16 protein-coding genes are annotated in these 20,749 nt (G+C 65.6%); 7 read left to right on the plus strand and 9 right to left on the minus strand.

Translation table 11 applies throughout. The features are described 5' to 3' along the window. Positions 1-16 precede the first annotated feature (16 nt). On the minus strand, positions 17-1,168 hold the full coding sequence (locus tag ACX36O_RS12415) for an acyl-CoA dehydrogenase family protein (protein WP_213362005.1): 1,152 nt from the start codon (positions 1,166-1,168) through the stop codon (positions 17-19). Between the two features lie 209 nt (positions 1,169-1,377). Between ACX36O_RS12415 and ACX36O_RS12420 the strand changes: the two genes are divergently transcribed. Then, on the plus strand, positions 1,378-2,397 hold the full coding sequence (locus ACX36O_RS12420; protein WP_213362006.1) for an AraC family transcriptional regulator: 1,020 nt from the start codon (positions 1,378-1,380) through the stop codon (positions 2,395-2,397). 83 nt (positions 2,398-2,480) lie between these two features. Further along, positions 2,481-3,314 (plus strand): protein NO VEIN domain-containing protein, encoded by an 834-nt coding sequence (locus ACX36O_RS12425; RefSeq protein WP_488359844.1) that lies wholly within the window; start codon positions 2,481-2,483, stop codon positions 3,312-3,314. Positions 3,315-3,403: 89 nt separating this feature from the next. Here ACX36O_RS12425 and mnmE read toward each other — a convergent pair whose 3' ends face one another. After that, positions 3,404-4,798 carry a tRNA uridine-5-carboxymethylaminomethyl(34) synthesis GTPase MnmE gene (mnmE, locus tag ACX36O_RS12430; RefSeq protein WP_488359845.1) on the minus strand — a complete coding sequence of 465 codons (1,395 nt, stop codon included), beginning with the start codon at positions 4,796-4,798 and terminating at the stop codon, positions 3,404-3,406. Between the two features lie 304 nt (positions 4,799-5,102). Between mnmE and ACX36O_RS12435 the strand changes: the two genes are divergently transcribed. The 4 genes from ACX36O_RS12435 (at position 5,103) to ACX36O_RS12450 (ending at position 11,025) form a co-directional block, all read left to right on the plus strand. Next, complete coding sequence (locus ACX36O_RS12435; RefSeq protein WP_371687038.1) at positions 5,103-6,752, plus strand: GMC family oxidoreductase; 1,650 nt, start codon at positions 5,103-5,105, stop codon at positions 6,750-6,752. Then, the gene (locus tag ACX36O_RS12440; protein WP_488359846.1) at positions 6,736-9,411 is read left to right on the plus strand and encodes a flavin-containing monooxygenase; all 2,676 of its coding nucleotides are present in this window, start codon (positions 6,736-6,738) and stop codon (positions 9,409-9,411) included. The genes ACX36O_RS12435 and ACX36O_RS12440 overlap by 17 nt, the downstream gene beginning before the upstream one ends. 46 nt (positions 9,412-9,457) lie before the next feature. Beyond that, positions 9,458-10,243, plus strand: a complete 786-nt coding sequence (locus ACX36O_RS12445) for an SDR family oxidoreductase (RefSeq protein ID WP_213362010.1) — start codon at positions 9,458-9,460, stop codon at positions 10,241-10,243. Positions 10,244-10,350: 107 nt separating this feature from the next. Beyond that, entirely contained in the window at positions 10,351-11,025 is a 675-nt protein-coding gene (locus tag ACX36O_RS12450; RefSeq protein ID WP_488359847.1) for a DUF938 domain-containing protein, read from the plus strand. Between the two features lie 90 nt (positions 11,026-11,115). Here the strand turns inward: ACX36O_RS12450 and yidC are convergent, their stop codons facing one another. From yidC to rpmH, 4 genes are all read right to left on the minus strand, one after another. Then, on the minus strand, positions 11,116-12,756 hold the full coding sequence (gene yidC, locus ACX36O_RS12455) for a membrane protein insertase YidC (protein WP_213362012.1): 1,641 nt from the start codon (positions 12,754-12,756) through the stop codon (positions 11,116-11,118). Continuing rightward, entirely contained in the window at positions 12,753-13,061 is a 309-nt protein-coding gene (gene yidD, locus ACX36O_RS12460) for a membrane protein insertion efficiency factor YidD (protein WP_488359848.1), read from the minus strand. The genes yidC and yidD overlap by 4 nt, the downstream gene beginning before the upstream one ends. Next, a complete protein-coding gene (locus tag ACX36O_RS12465) occupies positions 13,058-13,639 on the minus strand; it encodes a ribonuclease P protein component (RefSeq protein ID WP_213362014.1) in 582 nt (193 codons plus the stop codon). Before ACX36O_RS12465 ends, yidD begins: the two co-directional genes overlap by 4 nt. Positions 13,640-13,712: 73 nt before the next feature. Next, entirely contained in the window at positions 13,713-13,847 is a 135-nt protein-coding gene (rpmH, locus tag ACX36O_RS12470; protein WP_012207856.1) for a 50S ribosomal protein L34, read from the minus strand. 356 nt (positions 13,848-14,203) lie between these two features. On the opposite strand from rpmH, the gene dnaA reads away from it, so the two are divergent. Continuing rightward, positions 14,204-15,688 (plus strand): chromosomal replication initiator protein DnaA, encoded by a 1,485-nt coding sequence (gene dnaA / locus ACX36O_RS12475; RefSeq protein WP_213362015.1) that lies wholly within the window; start codon positions 14,204-14,206, stop codon positions 15,686-15,688. 103 nt (positions 15,689-15,791) lie between these two features. Here the strand turns inward: dnaA and ACX36O_RS12480 are convergent, their stop codons facing one another. The 3 genes from ACX36O_RS12480 to ACX36O_RS12490 all read right to left on the minus strand — a co-directional run bounded on the left by ACX36O_RS12480 (position 15,792) and on the right by ACX36O_RS12490 (position 20,659). After that, on the minus strand, positions 15,792-17,588 hold the full coding sequence (locus ACX36O_RS12480) for an IucA/IucC family protein (RefSeq protein ID WP_371698746.1): 1,797 nt from the start codon (positions 17,586-17,588) through the stop codon (positions 15,792-15,794). 249 nt (positions 17,589-17,837) lie between these two features. Then, entirely contained in the window at positions 17,838-19,871 is a 2,034-nt protein-coding gene (locus ACX36O_RS12485) for a sigma-54-dependent Fis family transcriptional regulator (protein WP_371687043.1), read from the minus strand. A gap of 284 nt (positions 19,872-20,155) precedes the next feature. Continuing rightward, positions 20,156-20,659, minus strand: coding sequence for an acetone carboxylase subunit gamma (locus tag ACX36O_RS12490; protein WP_488359849.1), 504 nt, complete (start codon positions 20,657-20,659; stop codon positions 20,156-20,158). Positions 20,660-20,749 lie beyond the last annotated feature (90 nt).

A 20,749-nucleotide genomic window follows, 5' to 3' on the forward strand; every position in this document is an offset into this window, starting at 1 on the left:
CAGTCGGCTTTCGGCTTCAAGCGCCGCTGGCGAGGGCGCGCTCCATCTCGCGCGCGATGATGCTGCGCTGGATCTCGCTGGTGCCTTCGTAAATCTGCAGCACCTTGGCATCACGGAACAGCTTCTCGACCGGGTATTCGGTGCTGTAGCCCATGCCGCCCAGCACCTGGATCGCCTGCGTGGCGGCCCACATGGCGGCGTCGGAGCTGTAGGCCTTGGCGACAGAGGCCTGCAGCGTGTTGCGCTGGCCCTGGTCGGCCAGCCAGGCCGACTGGTAGGTGAGCAGGCGCGAGGCTTCGAGCCGGATCTGCATCTCTGCCAGATGGTGGGCCACGGCCTGGTGGTCGATCAGGCGCTGGCCCATGGACTTGCGCTCGGTGGCGTAAGGCAGCGCCTCGTCGATGCAGCGCTGCACCAGCCCGAGCCCGAAGGCCGCCACCATGGGGCGGGACTGGTCGAAGGTGCGCATGGCGATGGCAAAGCCCTCGCCTTCAGCGCCCAGACGCTGCTGCGCCGGCACGCGCACGCCATCGAAAAACACTTCGCAGGTGGGTGCGGCGCGCTGGCCGAGCTTGCCCAGCGGCTCGCCCACGGTCAGGCCGGGGCTGTCGCGCTCGACGATGAAGGCGCTGATGCCCTTGTGGCCGGCGGCGGGATCGGTCTTGGCAAACACCACGAAGAAGCTGGCGAGCGAGGCGTTGGAGATCCACATCTTGCTGCCGTTGAGGATGTAGTCGCTGCCGTCGCGGGTGGCGGTGCTGCGGATGCCGGCGGCGTCGGAGCCGGCGCCGGGCTCGGTCAGGGCGAAACTGGCGAATTGGCCGGCTGCGAATCGGGGCAGCCAGGCCTGCTTCTGCTCCGGCGTACCGGCCAGCAGGATGGGCTCGGCCGCGAGCGCATTCACGCACAACGCGGTGCCGATGCCGAGGCAGGCGCGACAGAGCTGCTCGGTGACAAGCGCCACCTCGAGCGCCCCGAGGCCGGCGCCGCCAAACTCGGCGGGCAGGGCGATGTTGAGCAAGCCGAGTTCCAGCGCCTTGGCATGCACCTGCAAGGGAAAGCTCAGCTCGCGATCGTGCTGTGCGGACAAGGGCGCAATCTCCTGGCTGGCGAACTCGCGGGCGAGTTGCTGGATCATGCGCTGTTCATCGGTAAGGGCGAAATGCATCTGGTCAGGGGCAGCCTGCGCTGCCTTGTTCAAGGTCGATATTGACAATGTGCGCCAATGAGAAGCACTGTGTTTCCGCTGGCTGCACACGCTAAGGGTTTTCACTTATACCTGATTTTCTTCAGGAAAACCGGATCAATTCTAGGCACGCTGCCTTTGCATGACAGTGGCCAGTCTGGCCGAAAAGTTTGCATAATCAGCCAACCGTGATGCAAAACTCCCTTCCCACCATCCCCATCGATTTCGTGCGCGATCTGCTGCAAGGCGCGGCACTGGATTCGCACCAGCAGGCGGCCTGTGTGCTGCGTGCCGGCATTGCGCCGGCCTTGCTGCAACAGGCGGGCGCCCGCGTGACCAACCAACAGTTCGCCGGCCTGTATCGCCTGCTGGCCCAGCAGTGCGATGACGAAACCCCCGGCATGTTTGCGCGCCCGCTGCGCGGCGGTACGCTCAAGTTCCTGTGCCTGAGCCTGATCGGTTCACCCAGCCTGGTGACGGCGCTGTACCGGTTCACGCAATACTTCCGGCTGCTGCTGGATGACCTGCTTTTCGTGCTGCGTACGCAGGGCTCGCGTGTTCAGGTGGCACTGGTGCCGCGCACGGAGGCGGTGCGGCAGAACACCTTTGCGCAGAAGATGATGCTCAAGCTGGTGCACGGGGTGGCGTCCTGGCTGGCGGGGCACAAGATCCCGCTGGCGCAGGTCGATTTCACCCACGCGCGGCCGGAACAGGGATCGGAGTATGTCTTTCTCTATCCGGGGCCGCAGCGCTTCGAGCAGCCGGAGATGGCACTCTGGTTCGATCTGGAGCAGTTGCAGACGCCGATCCGGCAGGGGCAGCAATCGGTGTCCGCGTTTCTGGCGCGCGCTCCGGCGGACTGGATGTTCGTCTCCTTTGCCGAGCGCATCGTGAGCCACCGCGTGCGCGAGCATCTGCAGCAGCGGCTGGAGCAGCCCGTCACCATCGCTGCAGTGGCGGATGCGCTGCACTTTTCCGTACGCACGCTGGCGCGCAAGCTGCAGGCGGAAGGCACCAGCTTCCAGGCAGTCAAGGATGAGTTGCGGCGCGACGTGGCGATCCAGCTGCTGACGCAAAGCCGGCTGGCGGTGGCGCAGATCGGGCAGCGCGTGGGATTCGAGGATGCGACCTGCTTTCAGCGGGCGTTCCGGCAGTGGACGGGGAGTGCGCCGGGGGCGTATCGGCGGCGGCCGGCTCAGGCATCCAGGTAAACTCCCATCGCGAGCAGTCGGGGCTCGACATGGCGTCGCGGACGGCTGCGACCCATACGTATTACGATCAACGGAGGCCAACAATGGAATGGACGCGCGAAGAGATAGAGGCCATTGTTGCTGATTACCTTCACATGCTGACGCTCGAATTGAGCGGCCAGGCATACAGCAAGGCGGATCACAGAAGACGGCTCTTGCCTTTGCTCAATAACCGTTCAGAAGCGTCCATCGAGTTCAAGCATGGAAATATCAGTGCGGTTCTGGCAAAACTGGGCATTCCCGGCATCCGGGGATATCTGGCTCGGGCGAACTATCAGAAACTCCTGGCCGAAGTCGTCGAAGAGCGGTTCAGGAAATTGAGCCCGGTGGATGCCGCGGCCTCGGCCGCAGTGCAGTTGCCCGCCACCGCGCCTTCGCATGTGGATTTTTCCAAGGTGCTGGCTGTAGCCCCGAAGGTGTCGCGTCGTGCACAGGAAACGGAGGAGTATTTCGCCTCCGAAGGCGTCAAGAGAGACTATCTTGCACAGGAGAGCCGCAATGCCTCGCTTGGCCTGGCCGGAGAACAGTTCGTTCTCAAATTTGAACACTGGAGATTGATTCGTTCTGGAGCCCCTCGACTTGCGGACAAAGTCGAACATGTTTCCGTGAACAAGGGCGACGGCCTGGGCTACGACATACTATCCTTCGACGAGAGCGGACGCGAGCGATTCATTGAAGTCAAGACCACGACCTTCAACAAGGAAACGCCTTTTTTTGTGTCACGCGGCGAGCTTGGTTTCTCGAAAGCGTTCAGCGACCAGTTTCATCTGTACCGGCTCTTCGAATTTCGCGCATCCCCGAAACTATTCGAGCTGCCCGGTGCACTGAATGACCACTGCATACTCGACCCAGTGACCTACCAGGCGAGTTTTTCCTGATTGGGACGCGCGGCCAAAGATCGCTCCAAGCTTGCGGGGCACGCTCTTTGAAGCGTTGTTCTCCTGGATGACGGGCAACTCCCTGTCACTCACTTCCCAATACAAAACTTCCCGAAAATCTCCCCCAGCAAATCATCCGGCGTGAATTCGCCGGTGATCTCGTTGAGCGCGTTCTGCGCCAGGCGCAGCTCTTCGGCCAAAATGTCGAGCGCCGGCATCGGCGTATTGAGGTGCGCGCTGGCCAGTTCCACATGCCCGGCCACGCGGCGCAGCGCGTGCACATGGCGTTCGCGCGCGATAAACACCCCTTCGGGCGCAGACTGCCAGCCGACGATCTGCAGCAGGCGCTGGCGCAGCGCATCCAGCCCCGCGCCGGTCTTGGCCGACAGCGCCAGATGGGTGTCATCGCCCTCCAGCAGCGGCCCCACGGCATCGGCCTTGTTGGCGATGTGCAGCACCGGCACGGCGGGCGGCAATTGCGCCTGCAGGCGCTCGGCAATCAGGGCATCGGCTGCGTCGTAGTCCGCATCGCCCACGCGCGTCAGGTCGTGCAGAAACAGCACGGCATCGGCCTGGCCGATTTCGTCCCAGGCGCGGTGGATGCCGATTTTCTCCACCTCATCCACCTCGGCCAGGGTGGTGTCGCGCAGGCCGGCCGTGTCGATCACGTGCAGCGGCACGCCTTCGATCTGGATGGTCTGCGTCACCTTGTCGCGCGTGGTGCCGGCAATCGGCGTGACGATGGCCAGTTCGGCCCCGGCCAGCGCATTGAGCAACGAGCTCTTGCCTGCGTTGGGCTGGCCGGCGATCACCACCTTGATGCCCTCGCGCAGCAGCGCGCCCTGTTGCGCCTGCTTCTGGATGCCATGCAGTTGCGCCTCGATGCGCGCCAGCTGGCCCGCCGCATCGGCCTGCTGCAGGAAGTCGATGTCTTCTTCGGGAAAATCCAGCGTGGCCTCGACCAGCATGCGCAGGTGTACCAGCGCATCGCGCAGGGTGTGCACCTGCTCGCTGAAGACGCCACTGAGCGAGCGGCTGGCGCTGCGGGCGGCAGTTTCGGTGCTGGCGTCGATCAGGTCGGCCACGGCCTCGGCCTGGGCCAGGTCCAGCTTGCCGTTGAGGAAGGCGCGCTCGGTGAATTCGCCCGGACGCGCCACGCGCAGGCCCAGCGATTCGCCCTGCTGCAGGCAGTGCGCCAGCAGCATCTGCAGCACCACGCTGCCACCGTGGGCCTGCAGTTCCAGCACGTCCTCGCCGGTGTAGCTGTGTGGCGCCGGAAACCACAGCGCCAGGCCGTGGTCGATGGGCTGGCCGTCGGCATCCGGAAACGGCATGTAACTTGCCATACGCGCGACCGGCAGCTTGCCCAGCAGCTGCTCTATCAGCGGCGCCAGGCCCTTGCCGCTCAGGCGCACGATGCCGACGGCGCCGCGTCCTGCTGCGGTGGCGATGGCGGCAATGGGCTGGGCGTGCTGGGTCAACATGGCGGCAAACGAATCGATGGAGGAACTGAGGGCATTGTAAGTTGGCCCCGCCAGCCACGCCGCTGACGCCGGACGCCGGACGCCGGACGCCGGACGCCGGACGCCGGACGCCGGCAAGTATCCCCCAGCACTACGCCATCGCAACCCTGGTGCGCAAGCCGCCTTGGCGTGAGGGCTTTCCCGCAAATGCCGTGCCGCACTCCCACAGCGCATGGCAGGCAAGGTAGCATGCGCAAAACAAGCGAACGGGCGTGCGATTCTTATCGGGTCGGAGCGCCCGCCCAACGGGAGACAGGCACGCGCCATGGAAACGGATTTTGACTACATCGTGGTCGGCGGCGGCTCGGCCGGTTCGGTGCTGGCCGGGCGCCTGAGCGAGCACGCCGGCACCCGCGTATGCCTGCTTGAAGCCGGTGGCGGCGGCAGCGGTCCGGCGGTGAACATCCCTTGCGGCGCCGTCACCATGCTGCCCACGCGCTATAACAACTGGGCCTTCGAGAGTGTGCCCCAACCCGGCCTGAACGGCCGCCGTGCCTACCAGCCGCGCGGCAAGTGCCTGGGCGGCTCCTCGGCGATCAACGCGATGATCTACATCCGCGGCCACCGCCACGATTACGACCACTGGGCTGCACTCGGCAACGCCGGCTGGTCGTATGACGATGTGCTGCCCTATTTCATCCTCAGCGAAAACAACGAGCGCTACCGTGACCGCTGGCACGGCAACAGCGGGCCGCTGCACGTGAGCGATCTGCGCAGCGACAGCCCGTTCCATGCACGCTACCTCGAAGCGGCGCGGCAGGCCGGACTGCCGCTGGCGGGCGACTTCAACGGCGCCGAGCAGGAAGGTGTGGGCCTGTACCAGGTCACGCAGAAGGACGGCGAACGCTGGAGCGCGGCGCGTGCCTACCTGCTGCCGCATATCGGACAGCGCGCCAACCTCGCCGTGCACACGCGGGCAGCGGTGCAGCGCATCGTGTTCGAGGGCCGGCGCGCCGTGGGAGTGGACGTGCTGCTGCAGGGCCAGCGCCACCGGCTGCACGCCCGACGCGAGGTGCTGCTGAGCGCAGGCGCCCTGCAATCCCCCCAACTGCTGATGCTGTCCGGCGTAGGCGATGGCGCGCTGCTGCAGCAGCATGGCATCGCCAGCGTGCACCACCTGCCCGGCGTCGGCCGCAATCTGCAGGACCACCTGGACTTCACCTTCGGCTACAACGTGCGCGGCGTGGACAGCTTCGGGTTTTCTTCGCGTGGCAGCTGGCGCATGCTGCGCGAGTTGCTGCAATTCCGCCGGGCGCGGCGCGGCATGCTCACCACCAACTTTGCCGAAGGCGGCGGTTTTCTTAAGTCGCGGCCGGAACTGCCCGTCCCCGACCTGCAACTGCATTTCGTCGTTGCGCTGGTCGACAGCCATGCGCGCAAGCTGCACTGGGGGCACGGCCTGTCCTGCCACGTCTGTTTGCTGCGGCCGCAAAGCCGCGGCAGCGTCGGCCTGCAGGGTGCCGATCCCGCCCTGCCGCCGCGCATCGACCCTGCCTATCTCTCGCATCCGCAAGACCTCGAAGACATGGTGGCCGGCTACCGCATCACCCAGCGGCTGATGCAGGCACCGGCGCTGGCCGAGCTCTACACGCGCGACATGTTCACCCCCGACGTGCGCGACGACGAAGGCATCCGCGCCATCATCCGCCAGCGCGCCGAAACCATCTACCACCCGGTAGGCACCTGCCGCATGGGCACCGATGCCGACGCAGTGGTCGACGCCGAATTGCGCGTGCACGGCCTGCAGGGTCTGCGCGTGGTCGATGCCTCCATCATGCCTACCCTGATCGGCGGCAATACCAACGCCCCGACCATCATGATTGCCGAAAAGGCTGTGGACCTGATCCGGGGACAGTCGCGGATCCGGCCGGGCGTCCCACACCACGGAGAGAGCGTCCATGCCGGCACCCACTGATCCGTCCGGCGCAGCGTCGTCCCGAACGCATGCGGGCCCGACCGCAGAAACCCTCTCCGCGCTCATCATCGGCAGCGGCTTCGGCGGCCTGGGCATGGCGATCGCGCTGCGCAAGCAGGGCATCAGCGATTTCCTGCTGCTGGAAAAGGCGCACGACGTTGGCGGCGTCTGGCGCGACAACACCTATCCCGGCGCCGCCTGCGACGTGCCCTCGCACCTGTACTCCTTCTCGTTCGAGCCCAATCCAAACTGGTCGCGCCACTTTGCGCAGCAACCGGAAATCCTCGCCTACCTGCAGCACTGCGCCCGCAAGTACCAGTTGCTGCCGCATCTGCGCTTCGGCGCCGAAGTGCGCGAGGCCCGCTTCGACGAGGCTGCGCAGCGCTGGCGGGTCACGCTGCAGAATGGCGAAACCCTGCACAGCCGCCTGCTGATCAGCGCCACCGGCCAGCTCAGCCGGCCGCTCCTGCCCCGGATCGAGGGCATCGACACCTTTGGCGGACCGGCCTTCCACTCCGCCCGCTGGGATCACGGTTGCGCGCTGCAGGACAAGCGCGTGGCCGTGATCGGCACCGGCGCCTCGGCGCTCCAGTTCGTGCCCGCCATTGCCGGCCAGGTGGCGCAGCTGTCGGTATTCCAGCGCTCCCCGGCCTATATCCTGCCGCGCCCGGACCACGCCTACAGCGCCGACGCACAGGCCCGCTTCGCCGCCCAGCCCTGGCGCATGCGGCTGCACCGCGCCGGCATCTACCTGCACCATGAAGTCCGCGCCCTGGGCTTCACCCGATTCCGCAGCCTGCTGCAGCCCGCCGTGGGCCGCCCTTTCCGGCAACTGCTGCGCGAGCAGGTGCCGGATCCCGCGCTGCGCCGGCAACTCACGCCCGACTACCCGATCGGCTGCAAGCGCATCCTGCATTCTAGCGACTACCTCGCCACACTGGCACGCCCCAACGTGGCCCTGGTGTGTACCCCCATCCGCCGCATCGTGCCCGAAGGCGTGGAAACGGAGGATGGCACGTTCCACCGCGCCGACGTGCTGATCTACGGCACCGGCTTTACCGCCACCGAATTCCTGGCGCCGATGCGCATCACCGGCCGCGGCGGCATCGACCTGAACACGGTCTGGCAGGACGGCGCCAGCGCCTATCTCGGCATGACGGTGCCGGGCTTCCCCAATTTCTTCATGCTCTACGGGCCCAACACCAACCTGGGCCACAGCTCCATCGTCTACATGCTGGAAAGCCAGATCGCCCACGTGATGCGCTGCCTGAAGGCGCTGCGCGGCAGTGGCGCCAGCGCGATCGAGGTCGATGCCGAGCGCTACCACCAGCATGAGCGGCGCGTGCAGCAGGCCCTGCAGCACACGGCCTGGCAGGGCTGCCAGAGCTGGTACCTGGATGCACGCGGCCGCAACAGCACCAACTGGCCGGGATTCACCCTGGGCTACCGCTGGCGCACGCGCTGGTCCAGTCTGCAGGCCTACCGCTTCACGCAGCCCATTCCCGGCCTGCCGAGCGCCGAGCGCGTGCTGCAGCCGGGCTCACCGCTGGAAGACCTGCATGCCGCCTTCCTGCGCGGCTTTCTGCGCCTGTGCTTTCGCGGGCTGATCGGCCCGCCGCGCGGGATTGACTTCCAGCGCCGCATCATCGCCCTGCTGGGCCCGCTCACGCCCGGCGTGCGCGGCATCCGGCGCGAGCGGGCCAGTCTCGGAGGCATCCCCGCCGAGCGTCTGGCACGACGCGATGGCTTCAGCGGTGACCATCCGGTCCCAGTGCATGATGCAACGCAGAAACCCGCCCCCAGGCACGGGCCGTTCGCCACAGAGGCAACCCCACACGGCGAGAGTCCACCCGGCGCATTGCTCTATCTGCACGGCGGCGCCTTCTGCATCGGCGGCCCCGACTCGCACCGCAGCATCGGCAGCCGGCTGGCCGTCTATTCCGGCCTGACCACGTGGATGCTGGACTACCGTCTGGCACCCGAGCACCCCTACCCCGCAGCACTCGAAGATGCACTTGCCGCCTGGCAGGCCCTGCTGGATCAGGGTCTGCAGGCTCAGCAGATCGTGGTGGCGGGCGACTCCGCCGGCGGCATGCTGGCACTGGCCCTGCTGCTGCGCCTGCGCGCGCAGGCGCAGCCCCTGCCCGCCGGCATGATGCTGCTCTCCCCCGTCACCGATCCGTCGTTTTCCGGCCCCAGCATGCAGACCCATGCCGCACGTGACCCCATGCTGCATCCCGACTGGCTGCAGCAGGCCGTGCGCTGGTACGCCTGCCCGCCCGAAGCACTCGACCACCGCCCGCTCGAAGCCGGCCTGCAGGGCTTTCCGCCCCTGCTGCTGCAGGTCGGCGAGGACGAGGTGCTGCTGTCCGATGCGCAGCGGCTGGCCGAACTGGCCCGGCGTGACGGCGTGCCCTGCCAGTACGAGCAATACGCCGGACGCTGGCACGTGTTCCAGCTGCAGGCCTTTCAGCTCGCCTCGGCGCGGCACGCGCTGCGGCGGCTGGGCGCTTTCGCCCGGGCCGTGGTCCAGCCGTCCGCCAACCAGCCGTCTGCGCCACCTCCCGCTGCCGCAGATTCCCATGACCGCCCTGATGGAGCTCCCCATGCCAGCGTCCCGCCACCCTGCACAGCACCCGGTCCCGCTCCGTCACCATGACGCCCAGTCCGGGGCCTCCACACCCAAGCCCCATCCGGAGCCGTCCATGCCGCCATCGCCAGCCACCCGCCCCTGCCTGTTCATCTCGGGCGCCGCCGCCGGCATCGGTCGCGCCACCACGCGCCTGTTCGCTGCCCGCGGCTGGTTCGTCGGCATGGGCGATATCGACGAAGCCGGCATGGCCGAACTGGTAACCGAACTCGGCGCCGACAAGGCCATGGCGCTGCCGCTGGACGTGCGCAGCCCCGACGACTGGCATGCCGCGCTAGCCGCCTTCCACGCCCGCACCGGCCGGCTCGACCTGCTGGTCAACAACGCCGGCATCCTGATCTCCGGCCCGCTGCAGGACAACACCCTGAGCCGGCACAACGCGCAGATCGACATCAACGTCAAGGGCGTGCTGTATGGCTGCCATGCCGGCTTTGCCTATCTGGCCTCCACGCCGCGCGCGCAAGTCATCAACCTGGCTTCCAGCGCCGCCTTCTACGGCCAGGCCTCGCTCGCCAACTATTCCGCCACCAAGTTCTACGTGCGTGGCCTGACCGAGGCGCTCAACATCGAATGGCAGGACCACGACATCCGCGTGCGCGACATCATGCCGCTGTTCGTGCGCACCGCCATGGTCGACGACATGAACGCGCAAAGCATCCGCCGCCTCGGCGTGCACCTGACGCCTGAGGACGTCGCCGCCGTGATCTGGAAAGCCGCGCAGCACCCCGGCTGGGGCAAGGTGCACTGGCCGGTCGGCGCCCAGGCCTCGCTGCTGTACAAGCTGACCGCAATCACGCCGGACTGGCTGAACCGGCTGGTGGCGCGGCGTATTGCGGTATGAAGCATCCGGGTCGGTAGCTCTGCCATCAAGCCCTCGGTGCCGCCCCCGGTACAGGATGTACGCTTGCACTGCTGGACCCCTCCTGCCCCAACAGGCAGAATGGGCGCATGATGCAGTCCCAGCTCCCCTCCAGCCCCGCCAGCGAGCGCAACAAGCAGCCCATTCTCGAAGTGCTGCACAGCTGGCTCGGCCCCACCGGCCAGGCGCTCGAAATTGCCAGCGGCACCGGCCAGCACATCGTGCACTTCGCGCAGTCCCTGCCCGGCTGGCACTGGCAGCCCAGCGATCTCGACAACACGCTGTTCGAAGCCATCCGCCAGCGCAGCGCGCAGGCCGGCCTGGACCGCATCTTTCCGCCCGTGCTGCTCGACGTCCGCGCCCCGCACTGGGAGCTGCCCGGCCCGGTTGCCCCCGTGGAGGCCGATCCGCAGGCGGATCCGGATACCCCTGCAGTGCCGCAGTTCGACCTGATCTACTGCGCCAACATGCTGCACATCGCCCCCTGGGAGTGCTGTGCCGGCCTGATGCAGGGCGCAGCCCGCCACCTCGCACAGGACGGCCTGCTCGTCACCTACGGCCCCTATCTGGAAGATGCCATCCCCACCGCCCCGAGCAATCTGGCCTTCGATGCCGACCTGCGCCGGCGCGATCCCGACTGGGGCATCCGCCAGCTGGCCGATGTGGCGCGGGAAGCCGAAGCCGCCGGCCTGCAGCTGCAGCAGCGCGTGACCATGCCGGCCAACAATCTGCTGCTGGCGTTTGCCAGACAGGCACCGGGCTGACTCAACGTCGCGCCGGCAACTTGGCGCATGCTCCCAAAGCAAATGGGGCGCCCGCAGGCGCCCCATTTCGCATTCAGACCACAAGCCCGATCAGCTCACGCCGAGTCGCTTGTTGATGAACCACTGCTGTGCAATCGACAGAATATTGTTCGTCAGCCAGTACAGCACCAGGCCGGCCGGGAAGAAGAAGAACATCACGCTGAACATCAGCGGCATGATCCACATCATCTTGGCCTGCATCGGGTCCGGCGGCGTGGGGTTGAGCCACACCTGCAGCAGGCTGGTGGCCGTCATCAGGATCGGCAGGATGAAGTAGGGATCGGGCGTGGACAGGTCCTTCACCCACAGAATCCAGGGCGCACCGCGCATCTCGACGCTGGACAGCAGCACCCAGTACAGTGCAATGAACACCGGAATCTGCACCATGATCGGCAGGCAGCCACCCAGCGGGTTGACCTTTTCCTCGCGGTAGATGCGCATCATCTCCTGCTGCATCTTCTGCGGCTCTTCCTTGTAGCGCTCGCGCAGAGCCTGCACCTTGGGGTTGACGGCCTTCATCTTGGCCATGCTGGCGTAGGCCTTGTGGTTAAGCCAGTAGAAGGCGGCCTTGAGCAGCACCACCAGCGCCACGATCGCCCAGCCCCAGTTGTGCAGGAAGCCGTGCAGGAAAGTGAGCAGCCAGTACAGCGGGCGTGCCAGGATGGTGAGCCAGCCGTAGTCCTTGACCAGGTCCAGGTTGGGTGCCACGGCGTTCATCAGCTTTTCGTCCTGCGGGCCGACGAACAGGGTGCTGGTGAATGTCTTGGTGGCACCCGGAGCGATGCTGCCCAGGTTGAACACCTGTCCGGCCGCATACAGGTTGCCCACCTTGCGCACGAAATTCTCGCGCTGCTGGCCGACCGGCGGCAGCCAGGCGCTGGTGAAGTAGTGCTGGGCCATGGCCACGTAACCGTCCGGTGCATTGCGCTGGAACTTCAGCTCCTTGCCCTTGTCCACGTCGGCAAACTCGACCTTCTGGTACTTGCCTTCGTCACTGTAGAACGCAGGGCCGGTGAAGGTGGAATAGAACATGCTGCCGGCCTGCTTGCTGCCGTCGCGCACGAACTGCTGGTACAGCTGCGGCGTGACAGCCGTGCTGCCGGTGTTGACCACGTCATGCTGCACACCGATGGCATAGCTGCCGCGCGTCAGCGTGTAGGTCTTGACCAGCTTCACGCCACCCACGGGCTCGGATTCGAAGCGCACCTGCATGCTCTTCTGGCCGTCGGCCAGGGCACGTTCAGGAGTGGCGAGCTGCATGGGCGTCAGGTGGCTGGGCAGGTTGCCGCCGGCCAGGCCGGTCTGGGCCAGATACTGGTGGCTGGGCGTGTCCTGCAGCAGCACAATGGGCTGGCTCTTGGCGTTCTTGGAGTCTTCCGGGTACTTGAGCAGCTGCGCGCCCACCAGGGTGCCGCCATTGCTGTCGAAGGTCAGCTTGTAAACGTCGGTGCTGATCTCGGTGCGCTGGCCGGCCGTGACGGTGCCGGCGGGACTGGCTGCGGCAGAAGCTGCCGTGGCGGCGGCCGTGGCAGCCGGAACCGTGCCGCTGGCTGCGCCGGAAGCGGCCACCGCAGGCGCCTGGCTCGGGAAGAAGGTGGCGGGTCGGCCGTTGTGGACCTGCCACTGGTCCCACAGCAGGATCAGCGCAAAGCCAAAGATGACCCACAGAATGGAGCGGCGGATATCGTTCATGAAGAATGCTTGGTTGAAGACAGGGAGTCGTCGGAAGGGACGGCGTCCCCCGTCGCGGGCTTGCCCAGCAGGCTGCTGAACAGGCGCGGTTTTTCGGCGGGCACCGGGTCGCAGCCGCCGGCGCACCAGGGATGGCAGCGGCCCAGCCGTTTGACGGTGAGGTAGCTGCCAGCCAGTGCGCCATGCTGCTCCAGCGCCTGCAGGGCATAGGCCGAACAAGTCGGCTCGAAGCGGCACGACGAGCCCAGCCAGGGGCTGAGCAGCAGTCGGTAGGCCTTGACGCCGGAGATCAGAAGCTGTTTCATGGTGCAGCGCGCATTGTGCCAGAAGGCGTTGTCGCCGGTGGATTCGGCGCGCTGGCGGCAGCCGGAGCAGATGCGGCGTGGCCCGGAGCACCGGCCGCATCGGAGGCGGCAGTCCTGGCGCGCGCGCCGGCCGTGTGCAATGGCACCCGGGGCAATGGCCGCAGCTCCTGCCAGGCAACCCGCGCAAACAGCTGTTGCAGCTCGGTGCGCACGGCCACGCGCAGGGCGTCGGACGTGGCGCTGATGAAACGCTTGCGGTCGAACTCGCTGCGCAGGCGGATCACCAGGGCGGTCTGCTCGGGAATCTGCGCCACATGGGCAGCGGCCACGGCGCGCATCTGGCGCTTGATGGTGCTGCGCGTGACGGCGCGGCGCGCCCAGCGCTTGGGCACCAGCACGCCGCAATGGCGGCCCGGCGCAAACAGCGGGCGCTGTACCGGCGCAACAAGGCCGACCCCTTCCTCTGTGGCGGGGGCCGGCTGCCAGTGCAAGGCATGCAAAACAAAATGGGGCGTTCGCCCCACGATGTTGCCCTGCATCACGGCCTGGAACTGGGCGCTGGTCTGCAAGGATTGCATCAACGGCGGCGCAGTGGCGTGGCGGGCGTGGGGATTGCGCAACCGGCGAAGGCGGCAATCCGGCCGGCTGGGATCAGACAGCCAGGCGCTTGCGGCCCTTGGCGCGGCGTGCGTTGATGACGGCGCGGCCGCCCTTGGTCTTCATGCGGACCAGGAAACCGTGGGTACGGGCGCGGCGGGTTTTGGAAGGCTGGTAGGTGCGTTTCATGGGAAAAATCCTCGGGAAGTCGTGTTGTTATGTCGGGGCTGCGAGGCAGCTTGCCAAGTGCGCACAGCGCACCGGCCTGACTGCAGCAGCGCTGCTCACACCGCCTGCCCAGCCCCTGTTCTCCCGTAAAATTTCGGGAAAGCTCGTGATTATCACAAAAATTTCGCGCTTGATCAATCACTTACTGCCCCAGTCACGTATGTGGCGGCAAAAATACCACCCACGGGGCCGCCTGGCCTAGAATGGAAGGTCCCGCTGCCAGTTCCGAACAAGCGTGCAGTCCGGCCTTGCGCCCGGATGCCGATAGCAGCCTGCTTCCCCCCGTTTTTTGCCTTTCCGCGCCCCCATTGCCTCTGATGTCTGCCGAAGCCCTTGAACCCGCCAGTGTGCCTGATACGGCCTTGTGGCAGGCCTGCATGGATGTGCTGGCCCAGGATGTGCCTGCCCAGCAGTTCAACACCTGGATCCGCCCGCTGCAGGCGCGCGCGCAGGGCGAGGCGCTGGTGGTGGAGGTGGCCAACCGCTTCAAGCTGGACTGGATCCGTGCGCAGTACCTGCCGCGCATCCAGCAGATCCTGGACCAGCTGGCCGACCAGCCGGTGGCGCTGGAGCTGACGATTGCCGCGCGCCAGGCGCGCCCTGCCGTGGCCCGCACCGCGCTGCGTGCTGCCGCCATGGCTGCCGCGCCCGCCCCCACGGCCGAGTACCGCAATGGCGGCGCCCCGGCCGCAGCGCCGCAGGGCGCTTATGGCGGCAACGCCTACCAGCACGACATCTGGCAAAGCGTCGATCCCGTCGCCGCCTTGCAGCCGCCCCCCCAGGCCACCCGCCTCGATCCGGCCCGCACCTTCGAGAATCTGGTCGAGGGTAGCGCCAACCGCATGGCACGTGCCGCCGCCATGCACGTGGCCAGCACGCCGGGCCAGCTGTACAACCCGCTGTTCATCTACGGCGGCGTCGGTCTGGGCAAGACGCACCTGCTGCAGGCCGTGGGCAACAAGCTGCTGGAGCTCAAGCCCAACGCCCGCGTGCTCTACACCCACGCCGAACAGTTCGTGTCGGACGTGGTCAAGTCCTACCAGCGCAAGACCTTCGACGAATTCAAGTCGCGCTACCACTCGCTCGACCTGCTGATGATCGACGACGTGCAGTTCTTTGCCGGCAAGGACAAGACGCAGGAAGAATTCTTCAATGCCTTCGAGGCGCTGCTGTCCAAGCGCAGCCATATCGTGATGACCAGCGACACCTATCCCAAGGGCCTGGCCAACATCACCGAGCGTCTGGTGTCGCGTTTCGACTCCGGCCTGACGGTGGCGATCGAGCCGCCCGAGCTGGAAATGCGCGTGGCCATCCTGATGAACAAGGCACAGGCCGAAGGGCGCGAGCTGCCCGAGGACGTGGCCTTCTTCGTCGCCAAGAACGTGCGCGCCAACGTGCGCGAGCTGGAAGGCGCGCTGCAGAACATCCTGGCCTATTCGCGCTTCAGCGGCCGGCCGATTGACATTCAATTGGTGCGCGAGGCGCTGCGCGACCTGCTGTCGATCAAGAACCGCCAGATCAGCGTGGAGAACATCCAGAAGACGGTGGCGGATTTCTACAAGATCAAGGTCGCCGACATGCACAGCAAGAAGCGCCCGGCCAACATCGCCCGCCCGCGCCAGATTGCCATGTATCTGGCCAAGGAAATGACTCAGAAGAGCCTGCCCGAAATCGGCGAGATGTTCGGCGGGCGCGACCATACCACGGTGCTGCATGCGGTGCGCAAGATCGGCGGCGAGCGCGCCAACGATCCGGATCTGAACCAGCAGCTGCATGTGCTGGAGCAGACTATCAAGGGCTGATCAGACCTTCGCGCGCCGCTGGCGCCTTCGCAAAGCGCCCATGCATGCGGCAGCCAGACGTGCCAACGCCACAGGTGCGCCCCGGCCGGGGCACATTCGGCTGTCAGGAGCCCCGCAGGGGATTGGGCATGCGCAGCACCACGTCGTCCGAACTGTTGTTCAGGCGCATGCGCAGGAAGGATTTGGCCGGCCAGGGATGGCGCAGGATGGCATCGCGCTCGTCCTGCCAGCGTCGGGGATCCACCCGTGGCTGCAGCCGCATGAACAGGCGCTCCAGGCCCTGCTGCAGCAGGGCCAGATAGGATTGCGCGGACTGCCCGTAGACAGCAGCCAGCGCGCGCGCCAGCTCGATGAGATGGCACAGCAGGAAGGCGTGCATGACCTTGTCGCGTACCGGATGCACCTCCTCGTACAAGGTCAAACCCGCCCGGTAAGGCTGCAGGCGCAAACCTTGAACCTGCAGCGTCGGCGCATGCACGCGTACATCACCGAAATCACGCACCAGCAGCCGACTCGGCTGGCCGCGCGCATCCAGCACGACAAAGCTGTTCTGCTGGTGCGCTTCTAGAGCAATGCCATAGATCAGATACAGCTGCAGTACTGCCTGCAGCGCCATCTCCACATAGGCCAGGTAAAAGGCCCGCGCGCCTTCTGCATGGTCGCCATAGCCCTGCGCCACGGCATCGGTCACCAGCAAGCGCCCGTCGAACGGCGACGGGGCAAACAATGCCCCCACTGGCACGGTCTGCTCGCCAGCGGCGGTCAACGTGACCGGATGACGACGATACAGCACGCTCAGGTGACGGGATACGTCGTCATTGCCCTCGGGGTGTCGGTAATGCAACCCCGCCAACTCATCGACACAGGCCAGGTGCCGGCGAATCTCCGGCTCACGCGCCAGCACATCGCGCAGCAACACGGTCAGGCGTGGCCCCATCACCGTCGACTTGGGTGAAACGGTGCGCTCAGCCGATGTCAGCCATAACGAGACCGGGAGCTTAATGTGCGGTACGGCTGCACCCTGCTCGCAGCTCACGGTACGAAAGGACATGGTCGGCGCCGCTGGCCAGTGCACTTCCTCCAGCAGTATCAAATCCCCTTCTTCCAGCAGGCGGGCAAAGCGCTGGGACACGCTGTACCTGGCTTGCCAGGGATGCAACGGCATGGGCAGCCAGTCACCGGCACGCATCCCGCGCCGCGCCAGCGCATGCTGCCAGGCTAGGGCGACCTGCGGCCACTGCTGGCCAAACCAGTCCCGGTAATCGGCAATCTCCGGCACCTGTGTCACGTTGGCACGCTCAATGCGCAAGGCGGCCAGCACCAGCGCCAGCCGCGCTCCGAATTCGGGGGACCAAGCCAGCACCTGCTGGGCGGTCAGGCCCCCTTTGGCCTTGTAGGTGGGATGGGTCGGGTGGCCCTGCGTGCCCCACTGTTCCAGCAGCAGCAAGGCGCGGGCAGCATCGATCTCACGCAAGGCACCGAGAAAACGGCTTGACGTCGCCCCGGCATAGTCAGCCCTCAGCTTCCTGCCCCAGCACTTGCGGTGCGCCATCGCCAGCGCATCATTGGCAACACTGTTGTCCAGCTCCAGCTCCAGCCGATCGACGGCAGCTGGATCGATCTTGTCGTGCAAGGGCGCCACCAGCCGCAGCAGCGCGGCTGCGGTTTCCATCGTTACGGCATGTTCATGCCGACTGTGGCAGACCACGGCTTCAGGCGCTTGCCAGAGGTCGTCGCAGGCTGCATTCGGGCGCATGCGGGTCAACTGCAGCGTGCGTGCATCATCGAGCGGCAGCCAGGCTGAACCTTCCCGGTAGGTCAACCGGTCTTGCGGCAACATCCCTTCGCGCAGCATGGCCGCCAGCGTGCGTTGCAGGCAACGCCGGTGTGCCTGCGCCATCCATGCATCGTCCACCGTCGCCCCCTTGCCTGTTCGGCGCCCCCACGCGCCTGATCCACCTTTGTTGCAGAATCGTCGACCATCCTGCTTTGATCCAGGAGATCAACTATACATTCGTAATAATAAGCATTATTACATCTTGTTTTATGCGCATTGCCTGTTAAGTAGGAACCTGTTTTGTAGCACGGCAATTCGACGAGCCTGTGTCGGACGCCACCGCGACCTGTGAGGATCTGGAAGGGGCGCCCCTCAGCGGCCGCCGATAATATCGCCACGGGACAGCCCGTAACGTTCCATCTTCGCGTAGAGCGTGCTCTTGGCAATGCCCAAGCGCCGAGCCGCTTCGGTGAAGTTGCCGTGGCTCGCACGCACCGCGCGCGCGATAAGCACCTCCTCGCTCTCTGCCATGCTGGGTACGATGCGCTCATCTGCCGGCTCAGCGCCGCGGGAAGACGTATCCGTCACAATATCCAGGGAATGCTGGTCGATATCGACGTCGTAGTCGCCCACCGCATCCCGAAGATTCATCAGCACGCTGCCTTCGATCACATTGCGCAACTCACGGACATTGCCTGGCCAAGTGTAAGCCTGCAGTGTCTGCCTTGCACGTACCGACAACTGCCCCGGCACACGCCCATGTTGCTCCAGGCTGCGTTGCAGGAAGCGCTCTGCCAGCAGCACAATGTCGCGAGTCCGCGCCCGCAGTGGCGGGATGCGCAATGTGGTCACGGCAATGCGGTAGTACAGATCCATGCGGAAGCGCCCCGCTGCCACTTCCTGCCGCAAGTCGCGATGCGTAGCCGCAATCAGGCGGAAGCTCGCCTTGCGCGGCGTGGTTTCGCCGAGACGATAGTATTCACCCTGCTCAAGCACGCGCAGCAGCTGGGGCTGCAGGTCGAGCGGCATTTCGCCAATCTCGTCCAGAAACAGCGTGCCTCCTGCTGCAGCCTCCACCTTGCCCGTCATGCCTCCCTTGCGCGCCCCGGTAAACGCGCCTTCGCCGTAGCCGAACAGCTCACTGACTAACAGCTCACGTGACAGGCCGCCGCAATTGAGCGCCACATAGGGACCATGGCTGGCATGAATGCCCTTGGCAAACTCCTCCTTGCCAACCCCGGTTTCGCCCAGGAGCAGCACTGCCGACCGGGAGCGCGCAAGCAGTTCGGCACGCTCGAGCACCTCCCGCATGCCTGCATCCTCGGTGAGAACATGGGCGAAGTTGTCCGAAGGTGGCGTTCGCCAGGAGTGCGCAGCGTCGGACTGCTGGCCGGTGACAACAGAGCCCCCCGCGGGCGGCAACCAGGACGATCTGGCCGCCGCTGCCTGCGGAATGATCACCAGAGTGCCGATCTTTTTGCCCCCGACCTGCAACGGCTCCAGCCATTCGGCTTTCAGCCAGTCCGGCAACGACGATCGGGCCTGAACCAGCCCCTGTCCAAGCGCCAATGCCGGCAAGCGACGCACGGCCGTCAGGTCCATGGTCCGCCCGCCTTCCAGCACCACGGACTGAGCAAGCTCGTTCGCCTTCACCAGTCCGCCGCGTCGGTCGAACAAGGCGATCGCCGTGCGTCCGTCGGAACGCCAGTGCCCCATCACCTGCTCCAGCAGGCGATAGCGGCGCTCCAACTCGTTCAGGCGCATGCGGCTTTCGATGCGACTGGCAGTCGTCACCGCCAACGCCAGGCTTTGCGGGCTGTAGCTGCTGCTCAGACCGGAAACGTCCACCACCCCCACGATGTCTCCATCCAGCGGATGCCGCACCACGGTCGCCGAGCAGGTCCAGTTCTTGATGCCGGCGCAGAAGTGCTCCGACGAATGGATTTGCACAGGCTGTTCCACCGCTAGTGCCGTGCCGATGGCATTGGTGCCGCACAGCGCCTCGCTCCAGTTCGCACCGGGCATCAGGTGGATCGAAGCGGCTGCGTCCTGGGTGCGCAGATCCCCTTCGGCATTCAGAATGGTGCCGGAGGTATCCGCCAGCAGCATCATGGACCCGGTTTCCGCCAGAAGGTCGCGTGCCTGCGCCATGATGGGCGCGCTCGCTTCGAGCATGTCGCCCAGATTGGTGCGCAGCAACACCAGGTCGTCATCCGAGACTGGCGTCGGGCCAGATATGCGGTGCGGGTCCACATTGGCCTTGCGGCAGCGCTGCCAGGACATGTCCACCAGGCTGCGCAATTGCTTGCGCCCCTCGGGATCGCCACGTACAAAGGATTCCCAGGCGTTGCGCACCGCGCTTTCCAGTCGCGGGTCGGCAAACAACTGCTCGAACTGGATCACCATATCCTCTCTCCACTCGGCATGCGGGCTGGCCGCAAACCGCCTGCTTTCAAGTGCGTCTCCATACTTGCATGACAACCATAATGAATTGGTAGGGAGTCGATTCTTCAATGAACGTCCCTGCGGGACAATGCCAACTTTCCCTAGCGAAATCGGGCCCATCCGCCGTCAATTCTCGCAATCACTTACACCTCGTTCGATTTTCGGACGCTTCCAAAAAAAAACCGCCCGGGTCCGGGCGGTTGGCCAAGGCAATGCTGGCCCAGTGCGAAGGACGAAAAACTCCCTCAGGCGCGTGCCGGCAACGGCAAATTCACCCACTCCTTGTAGAAGGTTTCGATATCCGGCTCGAAGTCGTGGATCACTGGGTACCAGGGCGTGGGTGCCTCCACGTCGTGCATCGTACCGCACTCGGGACAGTAGTACTCGCGGTAGACCTGCCACTGGGTGTCAGGCGACATCAGTTCGGGGTAGATCTCGCCCATGGCATCCTTGGTCTCGCGCACGTAGACATTGGCCTGCAGCTTCCAGTTCTCGCGGTAGTCACCAAAGCTATGGCCGCAGTCACACTTGGTTTCCCACTTCCTGGTCTTGGCATCGCTGACGATATAAAGGTGCGGACCCAGCGGCAGCACGATGTGATCCTTCATGCCGGTTTTTTCCTGCAAGGCCTTCACATACATCTGAAAGCGCTCGCCATCCTTGGGCATGGAGAGCATGCGCATCGTGGTGTCCCAGTCCAGGCGACCGTCGACCATATTGCTAATTTGTTCCTGTGTGTACTGACTCATGGTTGTCTCCAGAAAATAAGGTGTACTCGAATCTCAGAGGGTGTCCCGGCAGCCGGCGCTGACCTGGAAGCAGGCCGTGCAGGGGATGCG

The organism is Brachymonas sp. KE5 (genome assembly GCF_057773645.1).

Coding starts and splice junctions, on each gene's coding strand:
- ACX36O_RS12420 (WP_213362006.1), top strand. CDS start 1,378: ATGCAAAACTCCCTTCCCACCATCCCCATCGATTTCGTGCGCGATCTG.
- ACX36O_RS12450 (WP_488359847.1), top strand. CDS start 10,351: ATGATGCAGTCCCAGCTCCCCTCCAGCCCCGCCAGCGAGCGCAACAAG.
- yidD (WP_488359848.1), bottom strand. CDS start 13,061: ATGAAACAGCTTCTGATCTCCGGCGTCAAGGCCTACCGACTGCTGCTC.
- ACX36O_RS12445 (WP_213362010.1), top strand. CDS start 9,458: ATGCCGCCATCGCCAGCCACCCGCCCCTGCCTGTTCATCTCGGGCGCC.
- ACX36O_RS12465 (WP_213362014.1), bottom strand. CDS start 13,639: ATGCAATCCTTGCAGACCAGCGCCCAGTTCCAGGCCGTGATGCAGGGC.
- dnaA (WP_213362015.1), top strand. CDS start 14,204: ATGTCTGCCGAAGCCCTTGAACCCGCCAGTGTGCCTGATACGGCCTTG.
- mnmE (WP_488359845.1), bottom strand. CDS start 4,798: ATGTTGACCCAGCACGCCCAGCCCATTGCCGCCATCGCCACCGCAGCA.
- ACX36O_RS12480 (WP_371698746.1), bottom strand. CDS start 17,588: ATGGCGCAGGCACACCGGCGTTGCCTGCAACGCACGCTGGCGGCCATG.
- yidC (WP_213362012.1), bottom strand. CDS start 12,756: ATGAACGATATCCGCCGCTCCATTCTGTGGGTCATCTTTGGCTTTGCG.
- ACX36O_RS12425 (WP_488359844.1), top strand. CDS start 2,481: ATGGAATGGACGCGCGAAGAGATAGAGGCCATTGTTGCTGATTACCTT.
- rpmH (WP_012207856.1), bottom strand. CDS start 13,847: ATGAAACGCACCTACCAGCCTTCCAAAACCCGCCGCGCCCGTACCCAC.
- ACX36O_RS12435 (WP_371687038.1), top strand. CDS start 5,103: ATGGAAACGGATTTTGACTACATCGTGGTCGGCGGCGGCTCGGCCGGT.
- ACX36O_RS12440 (WP_488359846.1), top strand. CDS start 6,736: ATGCCGGCACCCACTGATCCGTCCGGCGCAGCGTCGTCCCGAACGCAT.
- ACX36O_RS12490 (WP_488359849.1), bottom strand. CDS start 20,659: ATGAGTCAGTACACACAGGAACAAATTAGCAATATGGTCGACGGTCGC.
- ACX36O_RS12485 (WP_371687043.1), bottom strand. CDS start 19,871: ATGGTGATCCAGTTCGAGCAGTTGTTTGCCGACCCGCGACTGGAAAGC.
- ACX36O_RS12415 (WP_213362005.1), bottom strand. CDS start 1,168: ATGCATTTCGCCCTTACCGATGAACAGCGCATGATCCAGCAACTCGCC.